Annotated in this window: 16 protein-coding genes; 10 read left to right on the forward strand and 6 right to left on the reverse strand. The window is 69.5% G+C overall.

Annotated features, from left to right (window positions below; all coding sequences use genetic code 11):
* Window positions 1-28 precede the first annotated feature (28 nt).
* From ACE3SG_RS03870 to ACE3SG_RS03890, 5 genes are read left to right on the forward strand one after another with little or no spacing between them, the layout of a single operon-like run.
* Window positions 29-3388: a DUF6701 domain-containing protein gene (locus ACE3SG_RS03870; RefSeq protein WP_374562676.1), complete on the forward strand. Its 3360-nt coding sequence runs from the start codon at window positions 29-31 to the stop codon at window positions 3386-3388.
* Complete coding sequence (locus tag ACE3SG_RS03875; RefSeq protein ID WP_374562677.1) at window positions 3388-3876, forward strand: Tfp pilus assembly protein FimT/FimU; 489 nt, start codon at window positions 3388-3390, stop codon at window positions 3874-3876. The genes ACE3SG_RS03870 and ACE3SG_RS03875 overlap by 1 nt, the downstream gene beginning before the upstream one ends.
* A complete protein-coding gene (locus tag ACE3SG_RS03880; protein WP_374562678.1) occupies window positions 3873-4346 on the forward strand; it encodes a prepilin-type N-terminal cleavage/methylation domain-containing protein in 474 nt (157 codons plus the stop codon). Before ACE3SG_RS03875 ends, ACE3SG_RS03880 begins: the two co-directional genes overlap by 4 nt.
* A complete protein-coding gene (locus tag ACE3SG_RS03885) occupies window positions 4343-5248 on the forward strand; it encodes a type II secretion system protein J (protein WP_374562679.1) in 906 nt (301 codons plus the stop codon). Before ACE3SG_RS03880 ends, ACE3SG_RS03885 begins: the two co-directional genes overlap by 4 nt.
* Complete coding sequence (locus tag ACE3SG_RS03890) at window positions 5245-5709, forward strand: MSHA biogenesis protein MshP (protein ID WP_374562680.1); 465 nt, start codon at window positions 5245-5247, stop codon at window positions 5707-5709. Before ACE3SG_RS03885 ends, ACE3SG_RS03890 begins: the two co-directional genes overlap by 4 nt.
* 275 nt (window positions 5710-5984) lie before the next feature.
* Here the strand turns inward: ACE3SG_RS03890 and ACE3SG_RS03895 are convergent, their stop codons facing one another.
* Window positions 5985-6332, reverse strand: a complete 348-nt coding sequence (locus ACE3SG_RS03895; RefSeq protein ID WP_374562681.1) for a four-helix bundle copper-binding protein — start codon at window positions 6330-6332, stop codon at window positions 5985-5987.
* 67 nt (window positions 6333-6399) lie between these two features.
* On the reverse strand, window positions 6400-6840 hold the full coding sequence (locus ACE3SG_RS03900; RefSeq protein WP_374562682.1) for a heavy metal-responsive transcriptional regulator: 441 nt from the start codon (window positions 6838-6840) through the stop codon (window positions 6400-6402).
* 99 nt (window positions 6841-6939) lie between these two features.
* Here ACE3SG_RS03900 and ACE3SG_RS03905 point away from each other — a divergent pair, with 99 nt between their 5' ends.
* A complete protein-coding gene (locus tag ACE3SG_RS03905) occupies window positions 6940-7836 on the forward strand; it encodes an MBL fold metallo-hydrolase (RefSeq protein WP_374562683.1) in 897 nt (298 codons plus the stop codon).
* A 70-nt stretch (window positions 7837-7906) separates the two neighbouring features.
* Window positions 7907-9517 carry a diguanylate cyclase gene (locus ACE3SG_RS03910; protein WP_374562684.1) on the forward strand — a complete coding sequence of 537 codons (1611 nt, stop codon included), beginning with the start codon at window positions 7907-7909 and terminating at the stop codon, window positions 9515-9517.
* Between the two features lie 30 nt (window positions 9518-9547).
* Here the strand turns inward: ACE3SG_RS03910 and ACE3SG_RS03915 are convergent, their stop codons facing one another.
* The gene (locus tag ACE3SG_RS03915) at window positions 9548-9886 is read right to left on the reverse strand and encodes a nuclear transport factor 2 family protein (protein ID WP_374562685.1); all 339 of its coding nucleotides are present in this window, start codon (window positions 9884-9886) and stop codon (window positions 9548-9550) included.
* A gap of 162 nt (window positions 9887-10048) precedes the next feature.
* Between ACE3SG_RS03915 and ACE3SG_RS03920 the strand changes: the two genes are divergently transcribed.
* Window positions 10049-10240: a hypothetical protein gene (locus tag ACE3SG_RS03920; protein ID WP_374562686.1), complete on the forward strand. Its 192-nt coding sequence runs from the start codon at window positions 10049-10051 to the stop codon at window positions 10238-10240.
* Window positions 10241-10450: 210 nt separating this feature from the next.
* On the opposite strand, the gene ACE3SG_RS03925 is transcribed toward ACE3SG_RS03920, so the two are convergent.
* Window positions 10451-12562, reverse strand: coding sequence for a phosphocholine-specific phospholipase C (locus tag ACE3SG_RS03925; RefSeq protein ID WP_374562687.1), 2112 nt, complete (start codon window positions 12560-12562; stop codon window positions 10451-10453).
* A gap of 158 nt (window positions 12563-12720) precedes the next feature.
* Between ACE3SG_RS03925 and ACE3SG_RS03930 the strand changes: the two genes are divergently transcribed.
* Together ACE3SG_RS03930 and ACE3SG_RS03935 are read left to right on the forward strand one after the other, a co-directional pair.
* A complete protein-coding gene (locus tag ACE3SG_RS03930; RefSeq protein WP_374562688.1) occupies window positions 12721-13761 on the forward strand; it encodes a ligase-associated DNA damage response exonuclease in 1041 nt (346 codons plus the stop codon).
* A complete protein-coding gene (locus ACE3SG_RS03935) occupies window positions 13758-15530 on the forward strand; it encodes an ATP-dependent DNA ligase (protein ID WP_374562689.1) in 1773 nt (590 codons plus the stop codon). The genes ACE3SG_RS03930 and ACE3SG_RS03935 overlap by 4 nt, the downstream gene beginning before the upstream one ends.
* On the opposite strand, the gene ACE3SG_RS03940 is transcribed toward ACE3SG_RS03935, so the two are convergent.
* Both ACE3SG_RS03940 and ACE3SG_RS03945 read right to left on the reverse strand, forming a co-directional pair.
* A complete protein-coding gene (locus ACE3SG_RS03940; RefSeq protein ID WP_374562690.1) occupies window positions 15511-16665 on the reverse strand; it encodes an FG-GAP repeat domain-containing protein in 1155 nt (384 codons plus the stop codon). The genes ACE3SG_RS03935 and ACE3SG_RS03940 overlap by 20 nt on opposite strands.
* Before the next feature lie 411 nt (window positions 16666-17076).
* A complete protein-coding gene (locus tag ACE3SG_RS03945; RefSeq protein ID WP_374562691.1) occupies window positions 17077-17760 on the reverse strand; it encodes a hypothetical protein in 684 nt (227 codons plus the stop codon).
* Window positions 17761-17897 lie beyond the last annotated feature (137 nt).

A 17897-nucleotide genomic window follows, 5' to 3' on the forward strand; every position in this document is an offset into this window, starting at 1 on the left:
GCCGCATTGCGCGGCATCATGGGCGCCTATGCTGAGCCACCTGGCCCACCAGCTCAAGAACGCGGCCCCGCTGTCATGGCGGGCCGCGTTTTCTTTGCTTCTGGCGCTGCTGTGCGTGCTGCCGCTGTCGGCCCGAGCGGCCACCTACACCTTCAAGAGCGACACCTATGCATGGGAAACCACGACCAACGCCCTGGTCTGGGACAGGCTGTGCACGGCCTACCCGGGTGACGACGACCAGGCCACCATCACCCTGACCGGCGGCTTCACCTTCACGTTTGCCGGCACCGCCTACTCGTCGCTGCGGGTGCTGGCCAACGGCGCCATCCAGTTCGGGGCCGACACCGGCTTCATGCGCACGTACACCAACACCGCGCTGCCGGCTGGCGCCGCCGCCGCCCGCTCGGGCTGCGCTGCCGGCAACACCGCTCGGACCATCATGGGCTACTGGGACGACCTGGACCCCAGCCACGCTGGCTCGGGCGGCGTCACCTGGCAGCAAAAAGGTACCGCGCCGAACCGCTACCTGGTCGTCTCTTGGAACGGCGTCTACCAGTACTCGACCACCACGCCCTACAGCTTCCAGATCGTGCTGTACGAGAACGGCGAGTTCAAGTACCAGTACGGCAACGACAACGCCACCGGCGCCTCGGCCACCATCGGTGTCCAGGTCTCCGACACCGACTACACCCAGTACTCGTACAACAGCGGCTACAACGCCAACGGCAGCGCGATCCGCTGGTTCATCCCCAGCGGCACGCCCACCCGCCTGGCCGAGTACCGCATGGACGAATACTCCTACACCGGCAAGGTCGGCGAGGTGAGCGACTTCACCGGCAACGGCTACAGCGGCGTGCGCGTGGGCTCGGCTGCCAGCAATGCCAGCGGCTACGTCTGCCGCGGCATCGACATCCCTGCCAACACCGACACCTCGATCTCGGCGGTCGACACCACGATCGATGTCGACTCTGCCCTCGGCGCCGACGGCGGCATCAGCTTCTGGTACCGCAACAACGCGGCCTGGAACACCTCGCCCGAGGCGATGCTGTTCGACGCCAGCGGCTCGGCCAGCCGGCCGTTCTTCCTTGCGCGCAAGAGCACCGGCGCGCTGCGCTTCGTCGTCGCCGATTCCGCCGGCGCGCTGGTGGACGTGACCTCCAGCACGCGCACGACCGCGGCCAACACCTGGACGCACATCGCCGTGACCTGGCGCCTGAAGAGCGGAGCCGGCCAGAGCACGGCCCGCATCTTCGTCAACGGCGTGCAGGTCGGCGCGGTCAGCGCCACGACCAACGGCATCATCGACACCAGCCTGCTGACGCTGTTCCTGGGCGATAACCGAACCACGGCCATCCCGGCCAACGCCACCTCGGCCTCGGCCAATGGCCGCCTCGACGAAGTCAGCGTCTACAACTACGAGATCAGCGCGCTCGAGATCGCGTCCGACATGGCGGTCAGCCACAGCTGCCTGCCGCCGCTGCACCATGTGGAGATTCGCCACGCCAGCGGCACCGGCCTGACCTGCACGCCCAGCACGCTCACCGTGGCCGCCTGCCAGGATGCCAGCTGCGCCACCGCCTACACCGGCGGCCTGACCGGCACGCTCACGGCCACCGGCACCCCCAGCGTCGTCTGGCCCGCCGGCGCCAACTTCACGATCGCCTCGGGCGCCAGCACCACCACCACCAACGTGCAGGTCACGACACCCGGCAGCGTGGTGTTCGGCACCTCGGGCCTGAGCGTCACGCCATCCAACTCGACCAGCTGCAACTTCGGCAGCCCGGCCTGCACCTTCACCGCCAGCGACGCGGGGCTGCTGTTCGACGTGCCCGACCACGCCGCCGACGCGTTGCAGACGGTCAGCGTGAAGGCGGTGCGCAAGTCCGACAACGCCTTGAGTTGCACGCCAGCCTTCGCCAGCACCAGCAAGATGATCAACTTCAGCTGCGGCTACACCAACCCGGGGACTGGCACGAAACCCGTCGTGGTCGGGAGCACCACCATCGCCTGCGGCGGCGCCGGCCAGGGGGTGATGCTGGCGTTCGACGCGACCGGCACCGCCAGCACCACGGTGCAGTACGCCGACGCGGGCCAGATGAGCGTGACCAGCAAGTACACCGGCAGCGGCAGCGACGCCGGGCTGGTGATGACGGGCAGCGACAGCTTCGTCGCAGCGCCGTCGTCGTTCGCATTCACGTCGTACCCCACGCCACCCGCCACGGTCAAGGCCGGCGTCAACTTCTCGGCCACGCTGACGGCGCGCAACGCCAATGGCGCGGCCACACCGAACTTCGGCCAGGAGACCACGCCGGCCGCTCCCACGATCACGTTCACCAAGGCCTTGCCCGCCGGCGGGGCCAGCGGCAGCTTCACCGGCAGCTTCGGCAGCTACAGCGGCGGCAGCGCCACGGCCAGCAATCTGCAATGGAGCGAGGTCGGCCAGGCTGACCTCACGGCGACGCTGACCAACTATCTGTCCAGCGGCCTGAACGCCACCGGCACCACCGGATCGACCGGCGCCGTCGGGCGCTTCATCCCCGACCATTTCTTGCTGCAGGTGGCCGAGCCCACCGCCTGCCCCGGCGCCACCTTCTACTACGCCGGCCAGCCGATCAACACCGTCACGATCACCGCACAGAACGCGAGCAACGGCCAGACCAGCAACTACACCGGTGCCTTCGCCCGCGCCACGACGATCAGCGATGCGAACGCACTGACCGTCGGCAGCTTCAGCAACAACGTGGTGGCGGCTACGTCGTTCACCAACGGCGTCGCCACGCTGTCGACATCCGCCGTCGGCCCCATCTACTCGTTCACCACCAAGCTGACCGCGGAAAGCGCCATCAAGCTGCGCGCCACCGACACCGATTCGGTCACCGGCAGCGCCACCGGCAACACCAGCATCCGCAGCGGCCGGCTGGTGCTGTCCAACGGCTATGGCAGCGAGAAGAGCACGCTCACACTGCAGGCCCGCACCGACTACTGGAGCGGCGCGGCCTGGGTGAAGAACAGCGACGACAGCTGCACGTCTGTCCCGGTCACGGCACTGGCCTTGTCGAACTACCGCGACTACAAGGGCAACGCAGGAAGCTGGACGACGACTGGCTCTGCGATCACGATCACCAGCGGCAGCGGCACGCTCACGCTCACCGCCCCGACGGGCGGCGCCACCGGCACGGTCGACCTGGCGCTGAACCTGGGCAGCACCGCCGCCGATCAGTCGTGCCTGTCGACCCACCCCGCCACCACAGGCGCCGGCCTCGCCTGGCTGCGCTCGAACTACGGCAGCTGCGCCGCCACCTGGGACCGCGACCCCTCGGCACGCGCCGCCTTCGGCGTCTACAGCCCTGAAACCCGCAAGACCGTCCATGTGCGCGAGATCTTCTGATGTGCGCGAGATCTTCTGAATCGACGCCGCAGCGCGGCTTCACGATGATCGAGCTGATCGCCATCCTGATCCTGGTGGGCGTGTTGGCGGCGGTCGCCATGCCCAAGCTCGACACCGCGGTCAGCCTGCGCAACGACACCGCGCGCGACGAGGTGCTGGCCGCGCTGCGCTACGCCGGGCAGACAGCCCAGTCGCACCGCCGCCTGGTCTGCGCCGATGTGAGCGCCACCGCGGTCACGCTGCGCATCGCGACGAACCGGCCCGCATCGGCCTGCGACACCGCGCTGACCGGCCCCGACGGCAGCGCCAGCTTCACCAGCAACCCCGGCTCGTCGACCTTCACGCTCTCGCCCAGCGGCACGATGTACTTCCAGCCCGACGGCCGCGTGACCAGCGACGGCGCCGGCACCACCGCCAGCGCCCGATCGCTCGCGATCACCGGCGTCGGCAGCATCACCATCGGCGGTGAGACGGGCCTGGTCCGATGATGCGCCGCCCCGCCACCACACGCCGGCCCCAGCTCGGCTTCACGCTGGTCGAGATGATCATCGCGATCGTCATCCTCGGCGTGGGCCTGGCCGGCGTGGCGGTGGCGTTCTCGGTGGCGATCGGCCGCAGCGCCGACCCGGTGATCAACCAGCAGCTGCTGGCGATCGCCGAAGAGATGATCGAAGAGGTGCAGCTCAAGCCCTACCTCGCCGCGGCCAACAGCGCGCCCGCCGGCTGCGCCCGCGACACCTACAACGACGTGTCGGACTACAACGGCTACACCACCAGCGGGCAGATCTGCACCGTCGACGGCGTGGCGGTCACGGCGCTGGCGGGTTACTCGGTCTCGGTCGGCGTGGCCACGGCCACCTTGTCGGGCGTGGCCGAGGCCAAGCGCATCACCGTCACCGTCACGCGCGGCTCGCAGAGCCTGACGCTGGTCGGCTGGCGCACGAATTTCGCCGCATGAAGAACCTCAAGAAACGAAGCGCCGTTCCCAGCCGGCGTTGCCTTGGGGGCGCGCAGAGGCAACGCGGCTTCACGCTGATCGAGCTGATCATGGTGATCGTGATCGGCGCGGTGCTGGCCGCCACGCTCGCCGTCTTCCTGCGCCCGGCCTTCGACAGCTGGATCGCGCTGCGCACCCGGGCCGAGCTGTCGCACCAGGCCACCAACGCCTTGCGCCGCATGCGCGACGAGGTGCGCTCGGCCGTGCCCAACTCGATCCGCAGCCCCGGCTCGCAATGCGTGGAGCTGGTGCCCACGCTGACCGGCGCGCGGCTGCGGCGCGACACCGACACCGTGACCGCCGGCGCGATGCCGCTGGACACCAGCGCCGCGACCACGCAGTTCGACGTGATGACCACGTTCTCGACCACGCCCAGCGTCGGCGACTATGTGGTGATCGACAACCAGAACCCGGGCGACGTGTACAGCGGCAGCAACCGGGCGGCGATCTCGGCTGTTGCGGCCCCGCCCAAGGCGGCATTCGGGCGCCACCGCGTGACCGTGGCCTCGACCCAGTTCCCCGCCGGCTACGACGGCAACCGCATGGTCGTCGTGCCGAACAGCCAGCAGGCGGTGTTCTACGTCTGCGAGGGCGCCGACGGCACGCTCGATTCGTCAGGCAACGGCAAGGGCGTGCTGGCACGGCTGTCGCACTACGGCTTCAACAGCGGCTACCCCGGCAGCTGCCCCAGCGCGGCCAGCGGCGAGGTGCTGGCCAGCTCGGTCAAGTCATGCCGCTTCATCTACGACCCGGCCCAGGGCGCCACGCAGCAAAGCGGCTTCGTCTCGATGCAGATCGAGATCACCCGCAATTCCGAAACCGCCGGCCTCGTCGTCGGCGCCCATGTGGCGAACGTGCCATGACGCCGCGCCACCCATCGACAGCGCATCGCCAGCATGGCCTGGGCGCCATCGCCGCGATCATCGTGCTGGTGCTGCTCGCCGCGTTGTCGGCCGCCGTGGTGCGCATGAGCACCGCGCAGCAAATGGGCAGCGCGCAAGAGGTGAGCGCCGCCCGCGCCTCGCAGGCCGCGCGGGCCGGCATCGAGTGGGGGCTGTACCAGGCCTTCCGGGGTGGCTGGACAGCCTGCGCCGGCAGCACCCAAACGCTGGACCTGAGCGCCGACCTCGGCATGCGCGTCACCGTGACCTGCAACTCCACCCTCTACAACGAAGGCGAATCATCGCCGGGCACGAAGCAGACGGTGCGTGTCTTCACGCTCGATGCGGTGGCCTGCAACAGCAGCGGCAACTGCCCAGACGCCAGCCGATCCACCGGCCCGACCTACGTCGAGCGGCGGATGCAGATCCACGCCAGCAGTTGAGCGTGCCGACTGCGGCGCGGCCACCTCGCCGGCCGCAGGATCGCTGTTTGCCCCCAGGCCATGCCTTGCCCCAGGAACACCCGTGAACGCCCGACATGACGCCCTGCTCGCCCTGACCGCCAGCGTGCCGTGGCCGCTGCCCCTCCAGGAGGGGTCCCCAGGCGTGCCCCATGACGTGCTCGGGAACGCGCCGCCCGCCTCGCCGCCACCGGCGCCCTCCGATCAGCCACCGCCGGGGCAAGACCCACCGGCGCCGAGCGCCGGCTGAGCGCGGGTCAGGTGTGCCGCTCGGCGGCGTGCTTGGCGCAAGCCTCGGCGCAGCGCTCGCAGGCCTGGCGGCAGCGCACGCAGTGGTCGGCCTGGTGCTTCGCGCATTCCGCGGCGCAGGCCCGGCACAGGTGCTGGCACAGCGCGCAGAAGTCGCCGTGGTGGATCGACCGCCGCGCCAGCGCCTTCAGCGTGGCGTCGCAGGCGTCGGCGCAGTCGAGGTTGATCAGCGCGCACTGCGCCATGTGCGGGTTCACGTCGTGCAGGTCAGACGCTGCGCAGTCCAGGCAGGCGCGCAGCGCGTCCTGGCAGGCGGCGATGCAGGCGCTCAGATCGTCGTGGGCTTGTTGAACCATCGTCATCTCCCGTGTTGGTGGATGACCTTGCGCGGCAAGCGGGGTGCCCACGCGCCGCGGGCAGCCCTCAGGCCCGGCGCCGGCGCGGCCCCGCCAGGCGGCGCACCGGCGCAGGCGCCGTCGCCTTGGCGGTGGCCTGCTGCACGGTCACCTCGGCCTGCGGCTGGCACCGCAGCGAGCCCAGCGTGGCCAGCACCTCTTTGCGCAGGTTGCGCAGCTGCTTGATGTGGCCGTCGATCTCGGCCAGCTTCTTGTTCAGGTGCGACTCGATCTCGGCGCGCTGCACCTGGCCGGCGTTCAGCCGCGGCAGGATCCAGCGGATCTCGGCCAGCGAAAAGCCCAGCGCCTGCGCGCTGCGCACGAAGCGCACCCGCTGCGCGTCGGCGTCGCTGTAGACGCGGTAGCCATTGGCCGCGCGGCCCGGCGGCGCCAGCAGCTTCTCGCGCTCGTAGTAGCGCAGCGTGTCGGGCGACACGCCGGTCAGCTGGGCCAGGGCACCGATGTTCATGCGAGCTCCATGAGGGCTTGACCTTGGAGCTTACTCCAGGCTTTAGCCTTCGGGCCCGTTGACGCTTTTCTGCCTTTCCTGCTCGAACCCACCACCCCCATGCTCAAGACCACCTTCGCCGCCCTCGCCTTCTGCCTCGCCAGCCTCACCGCTTCGGCCGCCGACGAGCCGCCCGCCGCGCCCGCCAGCGTGCGCTTCGCCATCGTCAAGACCGCCTCGCTGCAGACGCACGAGTGGCTGCTGTTTTCCGGCGGCCGCTTCGAGCCGGCCGAGACCGCGTTCTCGGCCTTTCTCATTCAGCATGGCAACGACCGGTTCCTGTTCGACAGCGGGCTGGGCAGCCAGGTCGATGCGCAGTACGCCGCCGACATGCCGGGCTGGAACCGGCCGTTCTTTCGCTACGACCAGCCGGTGCGGCCGGCGAAAGACCAGCTGGCCGAGGCCGGCATCGGGCCCATCACGCGCATCGTCGTGAGCCATTCGCACTGGGACCACCTGAGCGGCCTGTCGGACTTTCCGCAGGCCGAGGTCTGGCTGGCCGCCGCCGAGCATGCGCTGGTCAACCAGCCGAGCCAGGCGGTGGGCGGTGTCTGGCCCTCGCAGGTGGCCGGCATCACCGGCTGGAAAGACATCGTCTTCGACCGCGGGCCGTTCGAAGGCTTCGATGCCAGCCACGACCTGTACGGCGACGGCCGCGTGGTGCTGGTGCCGATGCCGGGCCACACGCCGGGCTCGGTCGGCCTGTTCGTGACCACCGATTCGGGCCGGCGCTTCTTCTTCGTCGGCGACGTGGTCTGGAACGCCGGCGCGCTGAAGACCGGGGCGCCGAAGCACTGGGCCGCGCGGCTGTTCGTCGACCACGATGTGGCGCAAACCCAGGCCGCGATCGAGTTGATCCGCGCGGCGATGGCCCGCGACCCGAAGCTGGTGGTGGTGCCTGCGCACGATGCCAAGGTGCAGGCCGCGCTGGGTCTCTTCCCGGCTTGGGTGCAATAGTCGTCGCAAACCCCGAGCATTTGCGACGCAGGCGGTCAACTCGGCATGGAGATTGCCGTAAATACCGCCCATGACCCGTCCCCCGACCGAGATTGGCCCCCTGCACGCCGCGCGCGCCGCGGTGGATGCCGGCAACATGCACGAAGTCTCATTGCTGGCCGGGGCGGCCTGGCGGGCCGCGGCGCAGGCCGACGACCAGAGCCGGGCCGAGGCGGGCTACCTGCTGACGATGGCGCAGTTTCGCCTGGGGCGTTGGCCGGCCGTGATCGACAGCGGCGAGGCCGCCTCGGCGCTGCTGCACCGCACCGGCGAGATCGCGCGCCAGGTCGAGGTGCTGCGCTGGGTGACCATCGCCGCCAGCGAGCTGGGCCGCTTCGACCTCGCCTTGACCTGCGCCAACGAATCGTGCCGCGTGGCCGAGGCCGCCGGCCAGAAGGGGCCGCTCGCGCTGTCGCTGATGGCGCTGGGCATCTGCATCGAGCGCATGGGCGACCCGTGGCAGGCCCACCGGCTGGTCGAAGAGGCTCGCCTGCTGATGCAGGGCGAGAGCAACCCCTACGCCCAGAGCATGATCCTGAACAACCTGTGTGCGTCGTACATCGGGGCGTTCTACCTGCTGCGCGACGGCGCCACGGCGGCCGAAGCCCGCTCGGTGCTCGAAAAGGCCGTGGCCCATGCGCGCGAGGCGATGCCGCTGGTGGCGCAGATGCCGAACAACCCGATCCTGTGCGCGATCGTCGAAGGCAACCTGGCCGAGGCGCTGCTGCACCTGGGCGAGCGCGCCGAAGCCGAGCGCCTGCTCGACAGTGCGCTGGGCCGCGTGATCGAACAAGGCAACACGGCCCATGGCTGGCGCATCCGCTATGCGCGCGGCGAGCTGCTGCTGGCCCGTGGCGACGCTGCCGGCGCCAGCCGCGAGCTGACCGCGCTGTGGCAAGAGCTGGAAGGCAGCGAGCAGACCAACACCCTGACCCGCGTGCACGATGCGCTGTACCGCAGCTGGAGGGCCCAGGGCGACCAGGGCCGCGCCCTGGCCCATCTCGAGGGTTTCGAGGCGCTGGAACGCAAGCGCGTGGTGGCGCAGCTGCAGGCCCAGTCGCGCCTGTTCGTGACCCGTGTCGAGGCCGAGCGGGCGCGCTTCGAGGCACAGGCCGAGCGGCTGCGCGCGGCCGAGTTCGAATCCGAATCGCAGCGCGACCAGCTGACCGGGCTGGGCAACCGCCGCCACCTCGACCGCCGCATGCCACCGGTGCTGGCCTCGGCCGCGAGCGCGGTCAGCCCGCTGAGCGTGGCGCTGGTCGACCTGGACCACTTCAAGCACATCAACGACCGCTTCGGCCACGCCGTCGGCGACCAGGTGCTGGTGCGCATCGGCGACCTGCTGCGCGCCCACACCCGCGGCAGCGACATGCTGGTGCGCCTGGGTGGCGAAGAGTTCCTGATCGTCTTCACCGAAACCGCGCTGCCGCTGGCGCAAGAGGTGAGCGAGCGCCTGCGCGAGCGGGTGCAGGCGCACGACTGGTCGACCATCGCGCCCGGGCTGACGGTGACACTGAGCATCGGCCTGACCTCGGCCCCGCCCTACGACCTGGCCACGCTGTCGCAATCGGCCGACCAGGCGCTCTACCAGGCCAAGAGCGCGGGCCGCAACCGGGTGCTGGTCTGCGCCGAGCCGGCGTGAGGGCTGTGGCCTGATGGCCCGCCCCGCGGCCTACTGCGGCGCGAACATCCAGGCGCTGCGGATCAGCCCGTCGCGCACCACATAGGCCGCCACCGCCTCGACCACCCCGTCACCCAAGCCGGTGATGCGCTCGTGGTCGATGACCTTGTCGCCCAGCACCGTGCGGTGCACCAGCTCGGCATGCAGCGCCGGCAGGTTGAAGCGGTGGTCGCGGTAGAACTCGCCGAGCGCCTGCCGGCCCTTGAGCGCCGGCGTGGTGGCCGGCACGCGGTACAGCTCGGCGTCTTCGGCATAGGTGGCGACGAAGGCCGCCAGGTCGTGGCGGTTGTAGGCGTCGAGCTGGCGTTGAACGATTGCTTCGGGGCTCATCGGCTGGCCGTGGTGCTAGCGGGTTAGAAGTGCGCGAAGCACCGGCCTTTTCCGGCGCTTGCGCATGCGAGCGCCGCAGTCTAATGCCCGCAACGGCAATGCAGCAGGCTCGACCACGATCGCAGCAGCGCACCGGCCGGCGAACCCACGGGAGCTCCTGCCATGTCATCACCAATGAACGCGATCCACTTCAAGGCGGATCTCCATTCCCCCTTCAGCCGCGACTCGCTGCCGCAGATCCTCGGCCCGCGAGACCAGCGCGACTGGATCCTCTCGTCGCTCGACCTGCGCGAGGGCTGCAACGTGCGAGAAGTGCTCGAGACCTTGCCGGCCGAGCTGTGGGACCTGTTCTGACCCGCTGAAGACCGCGGCCGGGCCGCCGCGAGACGGCCCGGCCGCCGATCAGCGATTCAGGGCGACGCTGAATGAGTCCCCGCGAGGCGGCGCGCCCTGGTTTGGGATGGGCTGCAAGGCGCAAACCACAGCCATAGCTCGTGCTATGGCGAGGATTTGCAACGCAGCAGACCGCCCAAACCAGGGATGCGCGGCCCGCGTGGGACTTGTTCAGCGTTGCCTTAGCCGCAGGTTGCCCAGTGCCGGGTCGCTCGAGCTGGGCAGCCCGTTCTCGACGTGGCCGGCCAGTTGCACCTCGAAGCCGGTGTCGCCGTCGACGGTCAGCACCAGGTCGTACCAGCCGAAGGTGGGCGCCAGGTCCCACTGCAGCGTGCCGCGTGCGTCGGCCGCCAGCTCGATCGACTGGCTTTGCCCGCTGTAGCGGTCGAGCGCATGGACCACCGCCTTGCGTGAGGCCAGGTTGTGCAGGTCGAGCTTCAGCGTCTGCGCCTTGGCGCCGTAGACGTCGCGCACCTCGAGCTGCGCCTTCTTGTCGCCGCTCACGCTGCCCTTGTAGCCGCGCAGAAAGCCGTTGGGCCCACGCACCGTCAGGTCGTAGCTGCTGGCACCGACCGCTTTCACCGGCCAGTTGCCGAACAGCTTCTTGCCCGGCTCCACCGTGTAGCTGCGCGGCAGGTCGCCGGCGCGGCCCGAGTGCACCTGGAACACCGCGGTCGCATCACCCACGTTGCCGAAGCGCAGCCGGTAGCTGCCGTCGGCCGCCACCACGTGGCCACGCGCGTGCAGCGCATACGGCAGCGCGCGGGCGCGGCGCAGGCCCGGCTCCTGCTGCGGCAACTGGTCGTCTTGCGGCGCCACCACGTGGTAGCTGTCGTGACGCACCAGGTCGGGCGGGAAGTACGCGTCGGTGCTGGGCAGCGGCACCAGGCCGGCATCGGGGTTGGCGAAGTCGAAGGCCGAGGTCAGGTCGCCGGTCACGGCGCGGCGCCACGGCGTGATGTTGGCCTCGGTCAGGTCGGGCTTGCCCTGGCCGAAACGCGCCTCGAGGAAGCGGATCACCGAGGTGTGGTCGAAGACCTGCGAGTTGACCCAGCCGCCCTTGCTCCACGGCGAGACCACCAGCAGCGGCACCCGCATGCCCAGGCCGTAGGGCCCGGCCGAGTAGCTTGAATTGCCGGCAAAGATCTCGTTGACGGTCGACACGGTGGAATCACCCTGCGCCGGGGTCTGCGGCGGCACCGGCGGCGGCATGTGGTCGAAGAAGCCGCCCTCCTCGTCGTAGTTGATCAGCAGCACCGTCTTGCTCCAGACCTCGGGGTTCGAGGTCAGCGTGTCCAGCACCTGCGAGATGTACCAGGCACCGTAGTCGGCCGGAAAGTTCGGGTGCTCGCTGTAGGCCTCGGGCGCGACGATCCAGCTGACCTGCGGCAGCTGGCCGCTGGCCACGTCTTGCTTGAACAGGTCCATCAAGTGGTTCGGGTCGCGGCCCTGGTTCTTGATGCGGGTACCGGTCTTGCCGTGGTCGGCCAGGGGGTTGCCGGGCTTGGCGTTCTGGAACTGATGAAAGTACAGCAGCGAGTTGTCGCCGTAGTTGCCGATGTACGCATCGCCGGTCCAGCCCCACGAGTGCGCGGCGTCGAGGCCCTCGCCTTCGTCCTGGTAGACCTTCCACGACACGCCGTTGCGCTGCAGGCGCTCGGGGTAGGTGCTCCAGTCGTAGCCGGCTTCGGCGTTGGTGATGACCGGGCCGCCACCCTTGCCGTCGTTGCCGACCCAGCCGCTCCACAGGTGGTAGCGGTTGGGGTCGGTCGGGCCCATCAGCGAGCAGTGGTAGTCGTCGCAGACGGTGAACGCATCGGCCAGCGCGTAGTGGTAGGGGATGTCGCTGCGCACGTGGTACGTCATCGCGCTCAGGCCCTTGTTCGGCACCCACTGGTCGTGGCGGCCCTTGTTCCACGCGGCGTGGGTGTCGTTCCAGCCGTGCGGCGGGTCGGGCAGGAAGGTCAGGCCCAGGTTCTCGACCGGCGGGCGGAACGGCAGCAGCTCGTCGTTGCCGCTGGGCTGGTGCCACACGGTTTTGCCCGACGGCAGCTTGATGACGCGCGGGTCGTTAAAGCCGCGCACGCCGCGCAGCGTGCCGAAGTAGTGGTCGAACGAGCGGTTCTCCTGCGTCAGGATCACGACGTGCTCGACATCGTTGATCGTGCCGGTGCGGCGGTTCGCCGGGATGGCCAGCGCGCGGGCGATGCTGGGCGGCAAGGCGCCGGCAGCGGCACCTGCGCCCATCATCTGCAGAAAGGAGCGGCGGGAAGCTTCGGTCATGCGGTGACTCCTCGTGGGTGGTGGAGCATCGGCCTCGTGGTGAGGGGACAGGGGCCGTTTGCGAAGGCGCGTACGCTAGGACGAATCTTTGACAGCACGGTGTCAGTGCGTAAGCCCTTCGACGGCCGAAAGTCATTGCTTGCGATAGCCTGCGATCGATGACCACGGATCTGATCGTCCAGCGGCCCGAAGGCCTGTACTGCCCGCCGGGCGACTTCTACATCGACCCCTGGCGGCCGGTGGCCCGCGCGGTCATCACCCACGCCCACAGCGACCATGCGCGCTTCGGCCACGGCCACTACCTGGCCGCGGCAAAGTCCGAAGGCGTGCTGCGCTCGCGGCTGGGCGAGATCAGGCTGCAGACGCTGGGCTACGGCGAGGTGGTCGATCACCACGGCGTGCGATTGAGCCTGCACCCGGCCGGCCATGTGCTGGGCTCGGCGCAGGTGCGGGTCGAGCATGGCGGCCAGGTGTGGGTGGCCTCGGGCGACTACTTCGTCTCGGGCGCCGACGACAGCAACACCACCTGCGAACCCTTCGAGCCGGTGCGCTGCCACTGCTTCATCACCGAGTCGACCTTCGGCCTGCCCATCTACCGCTGGCAGCCGCAGCGCGCGGTGTTCGACGACATCAACCGCTGGTGGCGCGCCAACGCCGACGCCGGCCGCGCGAGCCTGTTGATGGGCTACAGCTTCGGCAAGGCGCAGCGCATCCTGGCGGGCGTCGACCCCGCGATCGGGCCGATCGTCGTGCACGGCGCGGTCGAGCCGCTGAACGAGGCCTACCGAGCCGCCGGCGTGGCGCTGCCGCCCACGCTGCACGCCACCGAGGTCGACAAGGCCGCGCTGTCGCGCGCGCTGGTGGTCGCCCCACCGTCTGTGCAAGGCTCGGCCTGGACCAAGCGCTTCGGCGACTACAGCGACGCCTTCGCCAGCGGCTGGATGCAGCTGCGCGGCGCGCGCCGCCGCCGCGCGGTCGACCGCGGCTTCGTGCTCAGCGACCACGCCGACTGGCCGGGCCTGCAACGCGCCATTTCGGCGACCGGCGCCGAGCGCGTGATCGTGACCCACGGCTACGAGGCGATCATGGTGCGCTGGCTCGAAGAGCAAGGGCTGCAGGCGGGGGCGTTCAAGACCGAGTACGACGACGAGCGGGCCGACGTGCAAAAGCCTGGTGGCGACGTGGCGGGCAACGAATGAAACGCTTCGCACAGCTTTTTGAAGAGCTGGACGCCAGCACCGCGACCAACGCCAAGGTCGATGCGCTGAAGCGCTACTTCGCACAGGCCAGCGACGCCGATGCCGCCTGGGCGGTGTACTTTCTCTCGGGCGGCAAGCCGCGCCAGGTGGTGCCCACCGGCATATTGACCGAGCTGGCGCGGCAGCAGGCCGGCATCGCGCCGTGGTTGTTCGACGAGTGCTACCAGGCCGTGGGCGACCTGGCCGAGACGATCGCCCACGTGCTGCCCACCGCCACCGAAACCAGCGATGTCGGCCTGGCCGAGTGGGTCGAGCGCCGGTTGCTGCCGCTGCGCGAAGCATCACCCGAGCAGCAGGCCGAGCGCATCGCCGCCTACTGGGCCGAGCTGGACGCGACCGGCCGCTTCTTGTTGACCAAGCTGATCGGCGGCGGCTTTCGCGTCGGGGTCAGCAAGCTGCTGGTGCAGCGGGCGCTGGCCGCGCACGTCGGCATCGATGCGAAGCTTGTCGCGCAGCGCATGATGGGCTACACCGACAAATCGGCCCGCCCCGACGCCCGCGGCTACCGCGCGCTGCTGTCGAGCGATGCCGCGTCGGCCCCGGCCGATTCGGGCCAGCCCTACCCGTTCTTCCTCGCCCATGCGATGGAGGGCGCGCTGCACGAGTTCGACACCCGCCTGGGCCCGCCGGACGACTGGCTCGTCGAATGGAAGTACGACGGCATCCGCGCCCAGGTGGTGCGGCGCGCGGGCCAGATCTGGGTCTGGTCACGCGGCGAAGAGCTGGTGACCGAGCGCTTCCCCGAGATCGTGCACCTGGCCGGCCAATGGCCCGACGGCACGGTCATCGATGGCGAGATCCTGGTCTGGATGCCGGGCGCGCAAGGCACCCACCAGCCCGCGCCGTTCAACCTGCTGCAGCAGCGCATCGGCCGCAAGACGCTGAACAAGAAGGTGCTGGCCGAGGCACCGGTCAGCCTGATGGCTTACGACATCCTCGAATGGGACGGTGACGACCTGCGCAGCCGCCCCCAGCGCGAGCGCCGCGAGCTGCTCGAGGCGCTGGCCGCGCACGCCAAGGGGCTGATGGTGTCGCCGGTGGTCGAAGGCGGCAGCTGGCCGGCGCTGGCCGCGCTGCGCGAACAGTCGCGCGAGCGGGGTGTCGAAGGCTTCATGCTCAAGCACCGCGAGGCCCGCTACGGCAGCGGCCGCACGAAGGCAGAGGGCACCTGGTGGAAGTGGAAGATCGAGCCGCTGTCGGTCGACGCAGTGCTGATCTACGCCCAGGCCGGGCACGGCCGGCGCGCCAGCGTCTACACCGACTACACCTTCGCAGTGTGGAGCCGCACGCCGCGCGACGCGGCCGAGGCGCAGGCGGTGGTCGATGCGATCGCGCGGCGCGAGCCGCCGCAGCCGGGCGGCCTGCAGCTGGTCGCCTTCGCCAAGGCCTACTCGGGCCTGACCGACGAGGAGTTTCGCGAGGTCGACCGCGTGATCCGCGCGACCACGCTGGAGAAGTTCGGCCCGGTGCGCAGCGTCAAGCCCACGCTGGTGTTCGAACTCGGCTTCGAAGGCATCAACCGCAGCACGCGGCACAAGAGCGGCATTGCCGTGCGGTTCCCGCGCATGCTGCGCATCCGCGACGACAAGCCGCTGCACGAGGCCGACACGCTGGCCACGCTGCAGGCGCTGATGAACACCGGTTCACCCGCGCCCGCCCAAGAGCCTGACGACGACGGCAGTGCGCCGCTCAGTGACCCCAGCCGATGACGTAGTTCGGCCCGTGGTATTCGACGCCGCCGTTCTCGAGCAGCACCTTGTTGCCATCGACCGTGTCGGCGAGGTGGCCGCAGCCTTCGTAGTCTTGCGTCATCTGGGTGCGGGTCCAGCCGTTGCGCGACTTGGCCTGGTAGACCAGGTCGGGCGCCTTGTCGCGCAGCGTGGTTTCGCATGACACGTCGGCCAGCACCACGTAGACATCCGGCCGACCATCGGCATTGAAGTCGCCGACGGTCAGCGAGCGGCCGACGGCCGGCAAGGTGTCGGTGAAGGCCGGCCGCACGAAATACGGCGCCTTGCCGGTGTTGAGCCAGATCTGGAACTGGCCGGTCGAGGTGATCAGCACCAGGTCGTCGCGGCCGTCGCCGTTCATGTCGGCCAGCTTGGCGACCGTCCACTCACCCTTGATCGCGGTGGACGACAGCTCGTCGAAGTCGCCCTTGCGGTTGTTGATGTAGATGTGGCCGGTGCCCTTCTCGTGGCAGACCAGCAGGTCGTCCCAGCCGTCGTGGTTGACATCGCCCTTGGCCACGCACTGCGCGCCGCGCGCGCCGGTGGCCAGCGTGGTGGCCTCGACGAAACGCTTGCCGCCCTGGTTGAGGAACAGGTGGTTGATGTTGATCTGGCCGTCGTCGCGGATGGTCGACAGGTTGCTCAGGTAGATGTCGGGGTAGCCGTCGTGGTTGAAGTCGAGAAAGATCGGCCAGCGCCCACGGCCATACGGGTCTTCGGCGCCGAAATCCACCGCCTGCGTGAAGACACCGTCGGCGCCTTGCATCCACAGCTCTTTCGGCCCCTGGCCGGTGCCCTTTTCGGCACCGACCGCGCAGTACAGGTCGAGCCGGCCGTCGAGGTTGACGTCGGCCGCGTCGCAGTCGTGGCGGTCGACCCAGTCGAAGATCTGGTTCGACGGCACGTAGCCGCCGGGCGACCAGTACCAGATGCGGTCTTCCGAATGGTGGCCGGTGACGAAGATGTCGTCATGGCCGTCGCGGTTGAAATCGGCCACCACCGAACCCCAGGCCTTCGTGGTCTCGATCAGATCGGCCTTGTATTGCGCCTGCGCCGGCAGCGAAAAAGCAGCCAGCAGCACGCCGCCCGCAACAAATTTTGCAAGCTGTTCCAATGAAATAACCTCCCAGAAGGGCGACATGGCTCTCCCATCCCCGGGAAAACCAGGACTGGATTGTGGTGTGGGGTGGTGGCAGCCCGGAAATCACGATTTCGAGGCAGCTTCGTCGCATTTTGCACGGCCCGCGCACCGCCTCCTGGCGGCCCGGCATCGGTGGGTATGCGGATTGCTCACACAGGCCTGAGCGCGGTAGAGCCGCAGGGGCGCAGGGCCCCAGGCGGGCGAGACGCGCCATCGGTTTTCGTGTGAGTGATTGAGTCTGGCCTGCCCGCGCCCAGGGTGCGGGCCGTTCAGGCCGCCCGCGCGAAGGGCTTGCCGGGGGGCTTGTCTTTTGCGCGGGCACCTTTTTTCAAGGTGTGCCCACACGACGGGCCCTGCCGGGCCCGCATTTTTTGAGCGCCGTGCTCAGAGCTTGGGCAAAGGCGCCGTGGCCGGGGTGACCGACGTGGCCAGCTTGGTCTGGGCCAGCGGGGCCTGGGCCATGGTCGCGGGCTGGTCGGGCAGCACGTAGACCACGCCGCGCTGGCGGCCCAGCGTCGGGCCGACCACCTGGTCGAAGAAGGCGCCGCTGACGATCACGCAGCCTTGCGAGATGCGGTTGTCGTCGGGGGTTGGCGAGGCCAGCCGCTCGGGGCGGCGCTCGGCCGGGTGGGCCGGTCGCAGGCGGTGGATCGCGAAGGCCGCGTCGTAGTCGACCCAGACGATCGCCTCACCCTTGTTGTTGTGGCCCGGCTCCGAGTCGAAGCGCCCGGCCGGCGTGGTGCGCTCGGCCGAGGGGATGTAGCCGCCGGCCTTCTTGCCGATGTCGGGCGCGCTGTCGTCGCCTTTGGCCAGGCCCAGCAGCACGGGCGTCGTGCCGCGCAGCACGCCGTCGGCGCCGAAGACATAGATGCGCGCGTTCTTCTTGTCGACGATGGCCACCGGGCGGCCCTGGGCGTCGCCCTGCTCGAAGGCGATCTGCGCCATCGAGCGGGCATCGGCCGATGCGCTTTCTTCGAGAAAGTCGACCTTGATGGCGGAGGCCTCGACACCGGCGAAGGCACCGGCTGCCGAGACCCAACACAGAGCCGCCAGGCATGTCGCACGCATGCCTTTGAATCCCACCACACCCATCGCGTCTGCTTCCCTTGCCCATCGAAGACGAGCCGGGCGTGTGGACCCGGCTCAAGATGGGGGAAATGCTAAACGCAAGGACGGTAAGCAATCGCGACAACAGCCCGGCAAGC

Source organism: Ideonella sp. (assembly GCF_041914305.1).
Classification (GTDB): Bacteria; Pseudomonadota; Gammaproteobacteria; order Burkholderiales; family Burkholderiaceae_C; genus Ideonella.

Excerpts from the sequence above, each read along its gene's own strand:
- ACE3SG_RS03895 (WP_374562681.1), bottom strand. The coding sequence starts at position 6,332 with ATGGTTCAACAAGCCCACGACGATCTGAGCGCCTGCATCGCCGCCTGC.
- ACE3SG_RS03870 (WP_374562676.1), top strand. The coding sequence starts at position 29 with ATGCTGAGCCACCTGGCCCACCAGCTCAAGAACGCGGCCCCGCTGTCA.
- ACE3SG_RS03905 (WP_374562683.1), top strand. The coding sequence starts at position 6,940 with ATGCTCAAGACCACCTTCGCCGCCCTCGCCTTCTGCCTCGCCAGCCTC.
- ACE3SG_RS03910 (WP_374562684.1), top strand. The coding sequence starts at position 7,907 with ATGACCCGTCCCCCGACCGAGATTGGCCCCCTGCACGCCGCGCGCGCC.
- ACE3SG_RS03930 (WP_374562688.1), top strand. The coding sequence starts at position 12,721 with ATGACCACGGATCTGATCGTCCAGCGGCCCGAAGGCCTGTACTGCCCG.
- ACE3SG_RS03880 (WP_374562678.1), top strand. The coding sequence starts at position 3,873 with ATGATGCGCCGCCCCGCCACCACACGCCGGCCCCAGCTCGGCTTCACG.
- ACE3SG_RS03935 (WP_374562689.1), top strand. The coding sequence starts at position 13,758 with ATGAAACGCTTCGCACAGCTTTTTGAAGAGCTGGACGCCAGCACCGCG.
- ACE3SG_RS03920 (WP_374562686.1), top strand. The coding sequence starts at position 10,049 with ATGTCATCACCAATGAACGCGATCCACTTCAAGGCGGATCTCCATTCC.
- ACE3SG_RS03915 (WP_374562685.1), bottom strand. The coding sequence starts at position 9,886 with ATGAGCCCCGAAGCAATCGTTCAACGCCAGCTCGACGCCTACAACCGC.
- ACE3SG_RS03875 (WP_374562677.1), top strand. The coding sequence starts at position 3,388 with ATGTGCGCGAGATCTTCTGAATCGACGCCGCAGCGCGGCTTCACGATG.
- ACE3SG_RS03945 (WP_374562691.1), bottom strand. The coding sequence starts at position 17,760 with ATGCGTGCGACATGCCTGGCGGCTCTGTGTTGGGTCTCGGCAGCCGGT.
- ACE3SG_RS03925 (WP_374562687.1), bottom strand. The coding sequence starts at position 12,562 with ATGACCGAAGCTTCCCGCCGCTCCTTTCTGCAGATGATGGGCGCAGGT.
- ACE3SG_RS03890 (WP_374562680.1), top strand. The coding sequence starts at position 5,245 with ATGACGCCGCGCCACCCATCGACAGCGCATCGCCAGCATGGCCTGGGC.
- ACE3SG_RS03885 (WP_374562679.1), top strand. The coding sequence starts at position 4,343 with ATGAAGAACCTCAAGAAACGAAGCGCCGTTCCCAGCCGGCGTTGCCTT.
- ACE3SG_RS03900 (WP_374562682.1), bottom strand. The coding sequence starts at position 6,840 with ATGAACATCGGTGCCCTGGCCCAGCTGACCGGCGTGTCGCCCGACACG.